The organism is Streptomyces sp. cg36 (assembly GCF_041080675.1).
In the GTDB taxonomy this organism is placed as follows: Bacteria; Actinomycetota; Actinomycetes; order Streptomycetales; family Streptomycetaceae; genus Streptomyces.
Map to the genome: position 1 here is coordinate 4,146,519 of NZ_CP163520.1, position 13,075 is coordinate 4,159,593.

Sequence of the window (13,075 nt, forward strand, 5' to 3'; positions counted from 1 at the left end):
CATGACCGTACAGAAACTGCCCATCGCCAAGGCGATCAACGAGTCGCTGCGCAAGGCGATGGAGACCGACCCCAAGGTCCTCGTCATGGGCGAGGACGTCGGCAAGCTCGGCGGTGTCTTCCGGGTCACCGACGGGCTGCAGAAGGACTTCGGCGAGGGCCGGGTCATCGACACGCCGCTCGCCGAGTCCGGCATCGTCGGCACCGCGATCGGGCTGGCCCTGCGCGGCTACCGCCCGGTCGTGGAGATCCAGTTCGACGGCTTCGTCTTCCCGGCGTACGACCAGATCGTCACCCAGCTCGCGAAGATGCACGCCCGCGCGCTCGGCAAGATCAAGCTTCCGGTCGTCGTCCGCATCCCCTACGGCGGCGGCATCGGCGCGGTCGAGCACCACAGCGAGTCCCCCGAGGCGCTCTTCGCGCACGTCCCCGGCCTCAAGGTGGTCTCGCCCTCCAACGCCTCCGACGCGTACTGGATGATGCAGCAGGCCATCCAGTCCGACGACCCGGTCATCTACTTCGAGCCCAAGCGGCGCTACTGGGACAAGGGCGAGGTCGACACCGAGGCCATCCCGGGTCCGCTGCACAAGGCCCGTACGGTCGTGGAGGGTTCGGACCTGACGCTGGTGGCGTACGGTCCGATGGTGAAGGTCTGCGCGGAGGCCGCCGCTGCCGCCGCCGAGGAGGGCAAGTCGATCGAGGTCGTGGACCTGCGGTCGATGTCCCCGATCGACTTCGACGCGGTCCAGGCGTCGGTGGAGAAGACCGGCCGCCTGGTCGTGGTCCACGAGGCGCCGGTGTTCTACGGCGCCGGCGCGGAGATCGCCGCGCGGATCTCCGAGCGCAGCTTCTACCACCTGGAGGCACCGGTGCTCAGGGTCGGCGGCTACCACGCCCCGTACCCGCCGGCCCGCCTGGAGGAGGAGTACCTGCCGGGTCTGGACCGGGTGCTCGACGCCGTCGACCGCTCGCTGGCGTACTGAGGAGTCCCGTGACCATGACTGAAACTTCCGCCCGCTTCCGCGAGTTCAAGATGCCGGACGTCGGCGAGGGGCTCACCGAGGCGGAGATCCTCAAGTGGTACGTCCAGCCCGGTGACACCGTCACCGACGGCCAGGTCGTGTGCGAGGTCGAGACGGCGAAGGCGGCCGTCGAGCTGCCCATCCCGTTCGACGGCGTGGTGCACGAGCTGCGCTTTCCCGAGGGCACCACGGTGGACGTCGGCGAGGTGATCATCTCGGTGGACGTGGCCCCGGGCTCCGGTGAGCCGGCCGCCGAGGCCGCCGCCCCCGCCCAGGCCCCCGTCGCCGAGGCGCCCGCCGAGCCGGAGGAGCCCAAGGGCCGCCAGCCCGTCCTCGTCGGCTACGGCGTCGCCGAGTCCTCCACCAAGCGCCGCCCGCGCAAGGGGGCCCAGGTCCCCTCGCAGGCCGCCGCCGCGGTGCAGGCCGAGCTGAACGGCCACGGCGCCGCCCCGGCCGCCAAGCCGCTGGCCAAGCCGCCGGTCCGCAAGCTCGCCAAGGACCTCGGCATCGATCTGGCGACCGTCGTTCCGACCGGCCCGGACGGGATCATCACCCGCGAGGACATCCACGCGGCGGCGGCTCCGGTGGCCGCGCCGGTGGCCGAGCCCGCCGGTGTTTCACGTGAAACAACTCCCGCGCCCGTCGCGGCCGTTGTCCCCGCCGGTGCGCGCGAGACCCGTATCCCCATCAAGGGCGTACGGAAGGCGACCGCGCAGGCGATGATCGGCTCGGCGTTCACCGCGCCGCACGTCACCGAGTTCGTGACGGTGGACGTCACGCGCACGATGAAGCTGGTCGAGGAGCTGAAGGCGGACAAGGACATGGCGGGGCTGCGGGTCAATCCGCTGCTGCTCATCGCCAAGGCCCTGCTCGTCGCGATCAAGCGCAACCCCGACGTCAACGCGGCGTGGGACGAGGCGGCGCAGGAGATCGTCCTCAAGCACTATGTGAACCTGGGCATCGCGGCGGCCACTCCGCGCGGGCTGATCGTGCCGAACATCAAGGACGCGCACGACAAGACGCTGCCGCAGCTCGCGGCGGAGCTCGGCGAACTGGTGGCGACGGCCCGCGAGGGCAAGACGTCCCCGGCGGCCATGCAGGGCGGCACCGTCACCATCACCAACGTCGGCGTCTTCGGCGTCGACACGGGTACGCCGATCCTCAACCCGGGCGAGTCCGCGATCCTGGCGGTCGGTGCGATCAAGCTCCAGCCGTGGGTCCACAAGGGCAAGGTGAAGCCCCGTCAGGTCACCACGCTGGCGCTGTCGTTCGACCACCGGCTGGTCGACGGCGAGCTCGGCTCCAAGGTGCTGGCCGATGTGGCGGCGATCCTGGAGCAGCCCAAGCGGCTGATCACCTGGGCGTAGCCGCCCCGGTCGTACGTGCCCCCGGACGCCTCGGCGCCCGGGGGCACGAGCGTTGCGCGCCGGCGCCACCGGCGCGCGCGGAGGGGCGTTCCGGCATCCGGACGCCCCTTTCTCCTGCGCATCTGTTGTATCTATCCTGTGCGCATGCCACCCGCTCCCGCCTCCGCCGAGCCCCGCGCCGCCTCCGCCCCCAAGCAGCCGCCCGCCGCCGACCGCGTGTACATGCACGTCAAACAAGCCGTGCTCGACCGGCGTTACGAGGGCGGGACACTGCTCACCGAGGGCGAGCTCGCCGAGGCCGTCGGGGTGTCGCGCACCCCCGTGCGCGAGGCCCTGCTCAAGCTCGAAGTGGAGGGGCTGATCCGGCTCTACCCCAAGAAGGGCGCGCTGGTGCTGGCCGTCTCCGCGCAGGAGACCGCCGACGTGGTGGAGACCCGGCTGCTGGTCGAGGAGTTCGCGGTGCGCCGGGCCGTGCCCGCCCCGTCCCGGCTGATCGAGCGGCTCGAAGCGCTCCTGGAGGAGCAGAAGGCCAACGCGGCGGCGGGCGACCTCGCGGCCGTCGCGGTCACCGACCGCTGCTTCCACGCCGAGATCGTCCGCAACGCCGGGAACGACATCCTCTCCCGGCTCTACGACCAGATGCGCGACCGGCAACTGCGGATGGGCGTGGCCGTGATGCACGCCCAGCCCGACCGGATCGCCAAGAACATCGTCGAGCACGAGGAGATGCTGAACGCGATCCGCGCCGGGGACGGCGAGCTGGCCGCGCACTGTGTGCGCCAGCATCTGAGCTGGGTCAAGGTCCTGGTCAGGGGGGAGGAACGATGAGTTCCGCCGCATCCGGAGCCACTCCCGAACCGGGCCCGGAACCGATACCCGAACCGGGACGGATGTCCGAGCCGGGCCCGGGATCCAGGTCCGAGCCGGGCCCGGAACCGCTACCCGACCGCACCGCCCCCACCCCCGGCACCGCCCCCACCCCCGGCACCGCCCCCGCCCCCGTGGCCCCCGCCGCCGCGCTGCCGGGCGATCCCCCCGGCGGGCGCCGGGCCGCGCTGGTGTGGGGCATCGGCGTGGGCGTCTACTTCGTCGCCGTCATCTTCCGCACCAGCCTGGGCGTGGCCGGACTCGACGCCGCCGACCGCTTCGACGTCAACGCCTCGGCGCTGTCCACCTTCTCCATACTCCAGCTGCTGGTCTACGCGGGCATGCAGATACCCGTCGGCCTGATGGTCGACCGGCTGGGCACCAAGAAGGTACTCACCCTCGGGGTCGTGCTGTTCACCGCCGGACAGCTCGGCTTCGCGCTCTCCCCCTCGTACGGCACGGCCCTGGCCTCCCGCGCGCTGCTCGGCTGCGGCGACGCCATGACGTTCATCAGCGTGCTGCGGCTCGGCTCGCGGTGGTTCCCGGCCCGGCGCGGCCCGCTGATCGGCCAGGTCGCGGCCCTCTTCGGGATGGCGGGCAACCTGGTCTCCACCATCTTCATCGCCCGCGCCCTGCACGACCTCGGCTGGACCACCACGTTCGTGGGCAGTTCGCTGGCCGGAGCGGTGGTGCTGGTGCTGCTCCTGCTGTTCCTGCGCGACCACCCCGAGGGCCACGAGCCCGCGCCGGTGCGGCACGCCGGAGCCGCCTACGTACGCCGCCAGATCGCCGAGTCCTGGCGCGAGCCGGGCACCCGGCTCGGCATGTGGGTGCACTTCACCACCCAGTTCCCGGCGATGGTCTTCCTGCTGCTGTGGGGCATGCCGTTCCTGGTCGAGGCGCAGGGCCACTCGCGCGGGGTGGCGGGCGAGCTGCTGACGCTGGTCGTGCTCTCCAACATGGTGGTGGGGCTGGTGTACGGGCAGGTCATCGCGCGCCACCACGCGGCCCGGCTGCCGCTGGCGCTCGGCACGGTCGGGGCGACCGCCCTGCTGTGGGCCGCCGCCATCGCCTATCCGGCGCCGCACACCCCGATGTGGCTGCTGATCACGCTCTGCGTGGTGCTGGGCGCCTGCGGCCCGGCGTCGATGATCGGGTTCGACTTCTCCCGCCCGGCCAATCCGCCCGAGCGCCAGGGCACCGCCTCCGGCATCACCAACATGGGCGGCTTCGTCGCGTCGATGACGACGCTGCTCGCCGTCGGCGTGCTGCTGGACGCGACGGGGGACAACTACCGGATCGCGTTCTCCTCGGTGTTCTTCCTGGAGGCGCTCGGGGTGGCGCAGATCCTGCGGCTGCGGGCGCGCGCGGCGCACCGCGAGCGGGACCATCTGGTGGCGAGCCGGGTGGAGGCGGTGCACGTACCGGCGTGAGCCGCCCGAGGGGGCGCGCGGTGTGCGACGGATGCGTGGAAGGGCCCGGTGCGCGGGCGGGGAGTGCCGGTGCCCGGGGCCGCACGGCGCGCACGGCGCCCGGCGGGGCGCCTACGGCGTGACCGCGAACTCCCGCAGGATCGCCGCCGCCAGCTCCTGGTCGCCCTCGGTCTTCACCCGGTCCGCCACCGCGCGCGGGCGCACCCGTCCGCAGGCGAGCCGCACGTACGTCTCCCAGTCCAGCGCGATCGTGGCGAGCGGGCCGAGGGAGGGCGCGCCGTCGATCGTGCCGTGCCCCTCGGCGTCGACCCGGACCGTACGCAGGAACTCGACCGGCCCGTGGATGTCGAAGACCACCGCCGAGTTCGGCGGGGCGCCCGCGTCCTTGGCGACCACCTTGGGCAAGGCGTGCAGCAGGATGTCCCGGGTCACGTACGCGCCCGGCGAGTCCAGGTTGCCCGGCCGGTTCAGCGCCCAGCGCAGGTCCTGCTCGTGCACCCACACGTCGAACGCCCGCATCCGCAGCGCCAGTTCCAGGGTCTGCTCGGCGCCGAGGGGGGCGCGGACCATGGTCTCGGGGGCGCGGGTCTCGTTGCGCAGCTTCCGGGCCCGGCGGATCAGCGTGTACTCCAGCTCCGACGTCATCTCCGGCGCCGTGTGGTGCCGGCGCACATCGACCTGCATCTCCATGTAGCGGGCGAACTCGCTCTGTACGTGGTAGAGATCGCGCGGCAGCGTGTGGATCGGACGCGGGTCGCCCAGCTGCTCGCACTCCATGCCGATGATGTGCGACACGATGTCGCGCACCGACCAGGCCGGGCACGGCGTGGCCCGGTTCCACTCCCCCTCGACGAGCGGCATCACCAGCTCGGATATCGCCTCGATGGAGTGGGTCCAGGCGTCGGCGTAGGTCTGGAGGCTGGGATGGACGGTCACGGGACCCCTCGGCGGTTCTGTACGTACGCGGGCTGGGCGCTGTGGCAGTTAAGTTACGCTGCCGAAAGGCACCCCGGCAGTGCTTTCGTGTGACGATCGTAGGCCCGTGTTGACGACTCGAGTGCCAGGACGGTGGTAGTGTGCGCGCCTCCCTCATCCAATTCGGCGTGGACCAGCGGGAATCAGTGGATTCGCGCAGGCAGCGGGCGGCCTCGCTGGTGCGCGAGCAGCGCGGCGCGGATCTGGTGGTGCTGCCCGAGCTGTGGACGGTGGGCGCGTTCGCCTACGAGAGCTTCGCGGAGCACGCCGAGCCGGTTCCTGACGGGCCGACGCATGAGGTCATGTCAAAGGCGGCCCGGGACGCGGGCGTCTGGCTGCACGCGGGTTCGGTGCCCGAGCGGGGCGCGGACGGCGCCCTCTACAACACCTCGCTGGTCTTCACGCCGGAGGGCGAGCTCGCCGCCGCCTACCGCAAGATCCACCGCTTCGGCTTCGACCAGGGCGAGGCCGTCCTGATGGGCGCGGGCACGGAGCTGGTCACGGTCGCCCTGCCCGGCACCACGCTGGGCCTGGCCACCTGCTACGACCTGCGCTTCCCCGAACTGTTCCGGGGCCTGGTGGACGCGGGCGCCCAGCTCTTCGTGATCCCGGCGGGCTGGCCCGCCCGGCGCCGCGAGCACTGGACGCTGCTGGCCCGGGCCCGCGCGGTCGAGGACCAGTCCTACGTACTGGCCTGCGGCACCGCCGGCACCCACGCGGACGTCCCGCAGGCGGGACACAGCATCGTCGTCGACCCCTGGGGCGAGGTGCTGGCGGAGGCGGGCGGGGCCGAGGAGGTCCTCACGGTCGACCTGGACCTGTCCCGGGTGGCGACGACCCGGGAGCAGTTCCCGGCCCTGAAGGACCGCAGACTGGGGTGACAAACGGGCGGACCCGCCCCGGTCCCGCCTCCGCCCCTGACCGTGGGCCGCCCCGCCTTCGCCCCTGACCGTGGGCCGCCCGGCCCGCTCGGCCGGGTCCGCCCCCGGCGGTGGCCCGCCCCGCGCCGTCTCCGCCCCCGGCTCTCGGCCGTCCCGGGGCCCTCAGTCGTCCTCCTCGTTCCGGTGCTCCCGGTCCCGCTCGTCCATCCTGATCACGCTGACCACCACCGCGATCAGCAGCGCCGCGTCCGCGTCCTCGCGGACGATGTTCACCGCGTACGTCTCGCGCACGTGGAACCAGCGGCGCGAGACGTGCGCGAGCAGCTCCCCGTCGTACTCGACGGCGAACTCGCGGTCCAGGATCTTGCCCGAGACGTCCAGCTCGGTGCCCTCGACCAGGGTCACGCGGTAGTGGTTGCGCAGCAGGGACAGCCGTTTGCGGCGGATGGTGGCCAGCGGGCGCTCGTCGCGCTCGACGGTCATCGTGTCCCGGATGCCGAACATCTTCTTGCGCAAAGTGATCAGGACCCGCCCGGTCGGGTCCTTCAGCTCCAGGGTGTCCCGCAGCCGCAGCGCCTTGCCGTCGACGAGGAAGGCGTGCCGCCCGTCCTCGGTCTCGATCCAGTAGTCGTCGCCGATCGCGAAGATCTTGTCGCGCACCAGATATTTCATGGCGGAATGCGTACCCCTGCTTTTGGGGTTGGATGGGGGTATGGCTACACGTGCACGCGTTCGGGCCCCCGAGCTGATCGGCAAGGGCGGCTGGCTGAACACCGGTGATCAGGAGTACACCCTCGCCGACCTGCGGGGGAGGATCGTCATCCTCGACTTCTGAAAGTAGACGACAGAGCACTGAACTCTTCGTCACGCTGAGTGTGTGCACCAAGACACGATCTGTGATCTCTATCTCCGCCTGTCCCTCGACCGGGACGGCAAGACCGCAATCGAACGGCAGGAAGCCGACTGCCGTGCCTGGGCCGAACGCAACGGACTGACCGTCCGCAAGGTCCACATAGACAGAGGGCGCTCCGGCTACAAGACCATTGAGCGCAAGGGCTTCGACGCCGCGCTGGCGGCCGTCACGGCGGGCGTCGTCGGCACGCTGATCGTCTGGAAACTGGACCGCCTGTCCCGCAAGGGCATCGGCCAGGTGGGCAAGGTGCTGGACGACATTGAGAACGCCGGCGGCCGTCTCGTCTCAGTCGTGGACGGCCTCGACACCTCGAACGACTCGGCGCGCATGGTGGTCGCGATGCTCGCTGAGCTGGCCCGGTCCGAGTCGAAGAATCTCGGGACGCGTGTCGGGCACGCGAAGCGCTACCTCCGCAGCAAGGGGCAGTGGACGGCGGACAGCCTCCGTACGGGCTGCTCATCGACCCGAAGACCAAGAAGCTCGTCCACGACCCGGAGCACGCCGTCTATGCCCGCCTGATCGCGGACGAAGCCCTCGCCGGGACATCGTTGGTCAAGATCGCTCGACTCCTCAACGAGTACGAGATCCTCTCGCCCAGGGGCGGGCAGTGGAACGCGGCCAGCATCATGCAGCTCTTGCGTTCCCCTGCGCTCGCTGGCCTGATGCCGGAGACCGAGAGCGTCGAGACGGATGACGGCGAGCGGAAGTACACAGGCAGGGTTTTTCCGTACCGCGATCCCGAGACGCTGGACACTGTCGAGATCGGCGAGGGGATCATCACGGTCGGAGAACGTGAACAGATCATCCGCACCCTGGAATCCAGAACGTTCGTACACGCGGGAAAGCGGCGGCCGAAGCCGGAGGGGACGGCGCTGCTCACGGGACTCGTCTTCTGCGCGGTTCCTGGCTGCGGTCGCCGGATGCACCGTGTGGGCGGGAGCTATCAGTGCATGGCTCGCCGCGCGGGCAACCAGTGCATCGGAGCGTCGGCATTGGCTGAGGCGGTGGACCAGTACGTGACGGAACAGTTCCTCACCAAGCTCCCGGCGCTTGAACCGGACGACCCGCTGCTTGTCGCCATCGCAGATCGCTGGGTGCACCGTGTGGACCCGGAGACCTTCGCGAAACGTGATGCCCTGACTGCGGAGATCCAGGACGAGGAAGCCCGCCTGGCCGATCTGGAGGATGCACGCTACGTGCGTGGCGAGTTCAGCGGCGCCGCAGCCGTGGAGCGCTACAACCGGCTTTCAGAGCGGCTGAGGGGGCGCATCGAGGGGCTTCGTAGCGATCTCCGTAAGCTCCCCATGCCGTCCGTGGACGTGTCACCGATGCTCGATGGCCTCACCCTGCGTGAGGCGTGGGCTGACGCGACGAACGAAGACCGGCGCGATCGGTTGTCGCTCGCCATAGACCGGGTTGAGGTGAGCAAGGGGGTGCGTGGTCAGCGGATCATCCCCGAGCAACGCATCCAGGTCCATTGGGCGAAGCTGGCGGTCACCCACACGGCCGCCTGAGGACCCGGTAAGCGCCCCGCCGACAGCGGACAGGCGTGACGAAGTGACGGAATGACGCTCTCGTTGTTTCCATGAGTGGATCAGAACTCATCGTCATTCCGTCACTTCGTCACTCGGCATACGCAAAGTTCGGGCGAATCCCTCGCAGCGACCCTGGCCCCAGCTCGAAAGACATGCGCTGGGTGTGGCTCCGTTTTTGGGCGGGCATTCAAGGCTGACCTGGAGGAATCCTCGGCCCTCACGGTTGCGGCGTCGTCGGGTTCCGCCGGACCGGTGGCTGCGGGGTGCTCCGCCCGTACGGTGGGCATGCGCAGGGGTAGACCCGACCAGTACCAGGCATTCGCCGCGCCCGCCCGCTCGAGGTCCGCGCCGGCCCGCAGGTATCCAAGCAGCGAGGCCTGGACCCGCCTGTGCCCGAACGCGTTCAGCGCCGGCTCGAGGAAATGGCGGTTGAAGCTTGGGTCGGGGTCGTAGACGGCTGCCTTGATCAACGTCTGGAAGGACTCCTCGGAAAGGATCAGCTCCCGGCGGCAGACCTTGTACAGCGCCGTCCGAGCATGGTTCACCCAGGTTCGTGGATCGCCGGGCTGCGGCTCCCGAGCGACATCGAGCCCGAGGACACGGACGACCTCCGCCACGCATCCGGCGAACACATCCCTATGGTCCTCCACCGGCCCCGGCAGCGCCAGGAACCCCTGAACCGTCCGCGCCGTCTCGCCGGCAGTCTTCTCGTCGTCGTCCGTAGTCAACCTTCGGTCCCCTGCCGTAGGTCCTGCCGTACGCGTGTGATCCGACGTTCATACCAGGATGGCAAGCTTGAAGGATGAACGATGCTGCCCCGGCGCCCACCCCCGCGCCTGCGCCCCGCCGCCGTGCCCGTGTCCGTGCCCCCGAGCTGATCGGCAAGGGCGGCTGGCTCAATACCGGAGGCAAAGAGCTCACCCTCGCTGACCTGCGAGGTAAGTGCGTTGTCGTAGATTTCTGGACGTTCTGCTGCATCAACTGTCTCCACGTCCTCGACGAGCTGCGCGAGCTGGAGGAGAAGCACCGGGACACCGTCGTGATCATCGGCGTGCACTCGCCGAAGTTCGTGCACGAGGCCGAGCACCAGGCCGTCGTCGACGCCGTCGAGCGCTACCAGGTGCACCACCCGGTCCTGGACGACCCGGAGCTCGCGACCTGGAAGCAGTACGCGGTACGGGCCTGGCCCACGCTCGTCGTCATCGACCCCGAGGGGTACATCGTCGCCCAGCACGCGGGCGAGGGGCACGCGCACGCCATCGCCGCGCTGGTGGCGGAGCTGGAGGCCGAGCACGGGGCGAAGGGGACGCTGCGGCGCGGCGACGGGCCGTACGTGGCGCCGGAGCCCGTCGCCACCGATCTGCGCTTCCCCGGCAAGGCGCTCGTCCTGCCCGGCTCGGGCAACTTCCTGGTCTCCGACTCCACCCGGCACCAGCTGGTGGAGCTCGCGCCGGACGGCGAGAGCGTCGTGCGGCGGATCGGCGACGGCGACTTCAAGGAGCCGCAGGGGCTCGCGCTGCTGCCCGACGGGCGCGTGATCGTCGCGGACACCGTCCACCACGCGCTGCGGGTCTTCGACCCGGAGAGCGGGACCGTCGAGCGGGTGGCGGGCACCGGCAGGCAGTGGTGGCAGGGCTCGCCCACCTCCGGCCCCGCCCTGGAGGTGGACCTCTCCTCGCCGTGGGACGTCGCCTGGTGGCAGGGCAAGGTGTGGATCGCCATGGCCGGGGTGCACCAGCTGTGGACGTACGACCCGGAGTCCGGCACGGTCGGGGTCGCGGCCGGTACGACCCAGGAGGGCCTGGTCGACGGCCCGGCGGCCGAGGCGTGGTTCGCGCAGCCGTCGGGGCTCGCGGCGACGGAGGACCGCCTGTGGGTGGCGGACTCCGAGAACTCGGCGCTGCGGTACGTGGAGGCGGACGGCTCCGGCTACGCCGTGCGTACGGCGGTCGGGACCGGGCTCTTCGACTTCGGGCACCGGGACGGGGAGGCGGGGCAGGCGCTGCTCCAGCACGCGCTGGGCGTCACCGCCCTGCCGGACGGCTCGGTGGCGGTCTCCGACACGTACAACCACGCGCTGCGCCGGTACGACCCGGCCTCCGGTGAAGTGACCACGCTGGCCACGGACCTGCGCGAGCCCAGCGACGCGGTGCTGGTCGGGGACGACATCGTCGTCGTCGAGTCGGCCCGCCACCGGCTGACGCGGCTGCGGCTGCCCGAGGAGGCGGTACGGGTCGACGCGGTCGCGCACCGCACCCAGCGGGCGGCGACGGAGGTCGCCCCCGGCGCGCTCCGCCTCGACGTGGTCTTCCAGGCCCCGTCCGGCCAGAAGCTGGACACCCGCTACGGCCCGTCGACGCGGCTGATCGTGTCCTCGACGCCGGTGGAGCTGCTGGTGTCCGGGGAGGGCACGGGCACGGACCTGTCCCGTGACCTGACGCTGAACCCGTCGGTGCCGGAGGGGGTCCTGCACGTCTCCGCGATGGCGGCGTCGTGCGACGACGACCCGGCGAACGAGTACCCGGCGTGCCATGTGCACCAGCAGGACTGGGGCGTCCCGGTGCGCCTGACGGAGGCCGGTGCCACGCGCCTGCCCCTGGTCCTGGCGGGCCTGGACGGTTAGGCCCCGACTGCCCGCGCGGTTGCCCGGGCCCCGAAAGGGACGCGGGCAACCGCGCGGGCGACCCACCGCGGTCCGCGGACGAAGAACCAGCCCGGGAAGGGGCGGGGCTCAGCCCTGGAGGAACGCCAGCAGCGCGTTCGCCAGCAGGTACGGGTCGTCCGCCCCGCACAGTTCGCGCGCGCTGTGCATCGACAGGATCGCCACCCCGATGTCCACCGTGTGGATCCCGTGGCGGGCCGCCGTGATGGGCCCGATCGTGGTCCCGCAGGGCATCGCGTTGTTGGACACGAACGTCTGCCACGGCACCCCCGCCCGCTCGCACGCCGCCGCGAACACCGCCCGCCCCGAACCGTCCGTCGCGTACCGCTGGTTGACGTTGACCTTGAGGATCGGGCCGCCGTTGGCGCGCGGGTGGTGCGTCGGGTCGTGGCGCTCCGCGTAGTTGGGGTGGATGGCGTGGCCGGTGTCGGAGGAGAGGCAGACCGTGCCCGCGAAGGCCCGCGCCTTGTCCTCGTAGGACCCGCCGCGCGCGAACACCGAGCGCTCCAGGACCGTGCCGAGCAGGGGGCCGTCCGCGCCGGTGTCGGCCTGCGAGCCGTTCTCCTCGTGGTCGAAGGCGGCCAGGACCGGGATGAAGTCCGGCTCGGCGGCGGTGGACGCGGCGGCCAGGGCGGCCGTGCCCGCGTGCACCGAGATCAGGTTGTCCATCCGGGGCCCGGCCACCAGCTCCTGGTCGCGGCCCAGGTACGACGGCGGCTCGATGGAGTGCACCATCAGGTCCCAGCCGGTGACCTCGCCCTCGGCCAGGCCCTCCTCCTGCTCCAGGAAGCGGATGAGGTCGCCCTCGGCGACGTCGCCGAGGCCCCAGATGGGCTGGAGGTGCTTCTGCCGGTCCAGCTTGAGGCCGTCGTTGGCCGAGCGGTCCAGGTGGATGGCGAGCTGGGGGACGCGCAGCAGGGCGCGGTCCACGTTCACCAGGCGGTGGGTGCCGTCGCGCAGGGTGAGGCGGCCCGCGAGCCCGAGGTCGCGGTCGAGCCAGGTGTTGAGGAGCGTCCCGCCGTAGACCTCGACGGCGACCTGGCGCCAGCCGTGGGCGCCGGTGTCCGGCAGGGGCTTGACCCGCAGGTTGGGCGAGTCGGTGTGGGCCCCCACGATCCGGAACGGGGTGTGCGCCGCCGCCCCCTCCGGCACGTACCAGGCGATGATCGCGCCGCCGCGCAGCACGTACTTCCCGCCCGCGCTCGCGTCCCACGCGTCCGTCTCCCGCACCTGCTGGAAGCCGGCCTTCTCCAGCCGCGCCGCCGCGTTCGCCACCGCGTGGTACGGGGACGGGCTGGCCGCCAGGAAGGACATCAGGTCGTCGGTGTGGCCGCGGTCGAAGCGGGGCGGAGTGCTCATGCGTTCACCTTAACCAGGGGCACCGACGGACAAGGGCCCGCTTCCCCAAGGGGATGCGGGCC

13 protein-coding genes are annotated in these 13,075 nt (G+C 71.3%); 9 read left to right on the forward strand and 4 right to left on the reverse strand.

The annotated features are described in order from the left end of the window. Nucleotide 1 precedes the first annotated feature (1 nt). The 4 genes from AB5J87_RS18485 (at nucleotide 2) to AB5J87_RS18500 (ending at nucleotide 4,688) form a co-directional block, all read left to right on the forward strand. Nucleotides 2-982 carry an alpha-ketoacid dehydrogenase subunit beta gene (locus AB5J87_RS18485; protein WP_369377890.1) on the forward strand — a complete coding sequence of 327 codons (981 nt, stop codon included), beginning with the start codon at nucleotides 2-4 and terminating at the stop codon, nucleotides 980-982. Nucleotides 983-996: 14 nt separating this feature from the next. After that, a complete protein-coding gene (locus AB5J87_RS18490) occupies nucleotides 997-2,388 on the forward strand; it encodes a dihydrolipoamide acetyltransferase family protein (protein WP_369377891.1) in 1,392 nt (463 codons plus the stop codon). Between the two features lie 144 nt (nucleotides 2,389-2,532). Beyond that, nucleotides 2,533-3,216, forward strand: a complete 684-nt coding sequence (locus AB5J87_RS18495) for a GntR family transcriptional regulator (RefSeq protein WP_369377892.1) — start codon at nucleotides 2,533-2,535, stop codon at nucleotides 3,214-3,216. 173 nt (nucleotides 3,217-3,389) lie between these two features. Next, on the forward strand, nucleotides 3,390-4,688 hold the full coding sequence (locus AB5J87_RS18500; RefSeq protein WP_369383578.1) for a nitrate/nitrite transporter: 1,299 nt from the start codon (nucleotides 3,390-3,392) through the stop codon (nucleotides 4,686-4,688). A 111-nt stretch (nucleotides 4,689-4,799) separates the two neighbouring features. On the opposite strand, the gene AB5J87_RS18505 is transcribed toward AB5J87_RS18500, so the two are convergent. Further along, complete coding sequence (locus AB5J87_RS18505) at nucleotides 4,800-5,624, reverse strand: maleylpyruvate isomerase family mycothiol-dependent enzyme (RefSeq protein ID WP_369377894.1); 825 nt, start codon at nucleotides 5,622-5,624, stop codon at nucleotides 4,800-4,802. 140 nt (nucleotides 5,625-5,764) lie between these two features. On the opposite strand from AB5J87_RS18505, the gene AB5J87_RS18510 reads away from it, so the two are divergent. Then, entirely contained in the window at nucleotides 5,765-6,544 is a 780-nt protein-coding gene (locus AB5J87_RS18510; RefSeq protein WP_369377895.1) for a carbon-nitrogen family hydrolase, read from the forward strand. Nucleotides 6,545-6,706: 162 nt separating this feature from the next. On the opposite strand, the gene AB5J87_RS18515 is transcribed toward AB5J87_RS18510, so the two are convergent. Further along, on the reverse strand, nucleotides 6,707-7,216 hold the full coding sequence (locus tag AB5J87_RS18515; RefSeq protein ID WP_369377896.1) for an LURP-one-related/scramblase family protein: 510 nt from the start codon (nucleotides 7,214-7,216) through the stop codon (nucleotides 6,707-6,709). A 40-nt stretch (nucleotides 7,217-7,256) separates the two neighbouring features. On the opposite strand from AB5J87_RS18515, the gene AB5J87_RS18520 reads away from it, so the two are divergent. From AB5J87_RS18520 to AB5J87_RS18530, 3 genes are read left to right on the forward strand one after another with little or no spacing between them, the layout of a single operon-like run. Beyond that, nucleotides 7,257-7,379, forward strand: a complete 123-nt coding sequence (locus AB5J87_RS18520; RefSeq protein ID WP_369383776.1) for a hypothetical protein — start codon at nucleotides 7,257-7,259, stop codon at nucleotides 7,377-7,379. 42 nt (nucleotides 7,380-7,421) lie between these two features. Continuing rightward, nucleotides 7,422-7,976, forward strand: a complete 555-nt coding sequence (locus AB5J87_RS18525) for a recombinase family protein (protein WP_369377897.1) — start codon at nucleotides 7,422-7,424, stop codon at nucleotides 7,974-7,976. Beyond that, nucleotides 7,883-8,971 carry a recombinase family protein gene (locus tag AB5J87_RS18530; RefSeq protein ID WP_369377898.1) on the forward strand — a complete coding sequence of 363 codons (1,089 nt, stop codon included), beginning with the start codon at nucleotides 7,883-7,885 and terminating at the stop codon, nucleotides 8,969-8,971. Before AB5J87_RS18525 ends, AB5J87_RS18530 begins: the two co-directional genes overlap by 94 nt. 101 nt (nucleotides 8,972-9,072) lie before the next feature. Here the strand turns inward: AB5J87_RS18530 and AB5J87_RS18535 are convergent, their stop codons facing one another. After that, nucleotides 9,073-9,720: a hypothetical protein gene (locus tag AB5J87_RS18535; RefSeq protein ID WP_369377899.1), complete on the reverse strand. Its 648-nt coding sequence runs from the start codon at nucleotides 9,718-9,720 to the stop codon at nucleotides 9,073-9,075. Nucleotides 9,721-9,794: 74 nt separating this feature from the next. Here AB5J87_RS18535 and AB5J87_RS18540 point away from each other — a divergent pair, with 74 nt between their 5' ends. Then, on the forward strand, nucleotides 9,795-11,615 hold the full coding sequence (locus tag AB5J87_RS18540; protein ID WP_369377901.1) for an NHL domain-containing thioredoxin family protein: 1,821 nt from the start codon (nucleotides 9,795-9,797) through the stop codon (nucleotides 11,613-11,615). Between the two features lie 108 nt (nucleotides 11,616-11,723). Here the strand turns inward: AB5J87_RS18540 and AB5J87_RS18545 are convergent, their stop codons facing one another. Continuing rightward, on the reverse strand, nucleotides 11,724-13,013 hold the full coding sequence (locus AB5J87_RS18545) for a M18 family aminopeptidase (RefSeq protein ID WP_369377902.1): 1,290 nt from the start codon (nucleotides 13,011-13,013) through the stop codon (nucleotides 11,724-11,726). Nucleotides 13,014-13,075 lie beyond the last annotated feature (62 nt).

Excerpts from the sequence above, each read along its gene's own strand:
- AB5J87_RS18485 (WP_369377890.1), top strand. The coding sequence starts at position 2 with ATGACCGTACAGAAACTGCCCATCGCCAAGGCGATCAACGAGTCGCTG.
- AB5J87_RS18490 (WP_369377891.1), top strand. The coding sequence starts at position 997 with ATGACTGAAACTTCCGCCCGCTTCCGCGAGTTCAAGATGCCGGACGTC.
- AB5J87_RS18495 (WP_369377892.1), top strand. The coding sequence starts at position 2,533 with ATGCCACCCGCTCCCGCCTCCGCCGAGCCCCGCGCCGCCTCCGCCCCC.
- AB5J87_RS18515 (WP_369377896.1), bottom strand. The coding sequence starts at position 7,216 with ATGAAATATCTGGTGCGCGACAAGATCTTCGCGATCGGCGACGACTAC.
- AB5J87_RS18520 (WP_369383776.1), top strand. The coding sequence starts at position 7,257 with ATGGCTACACGTGCACGCGTTCGGGCCCCCGAGCTGATCGGCAAGGGC.
- AB5J87_RS18540 (WP_369377901.1), top strand. The coding sequence starts at position 9,795 with ATGAACGATGCTGCCCCGGCGCCCACCCCCGCGCCTGCGCCCCGCCGC.
- AB5J87_RS18545 (WP_369377902.1), bottom strand. The coding sequence starts at position 13,013 with ATGAGCACTCCGCCCCGCTTCGACCGCGGCCACACCGACGACCTGATG.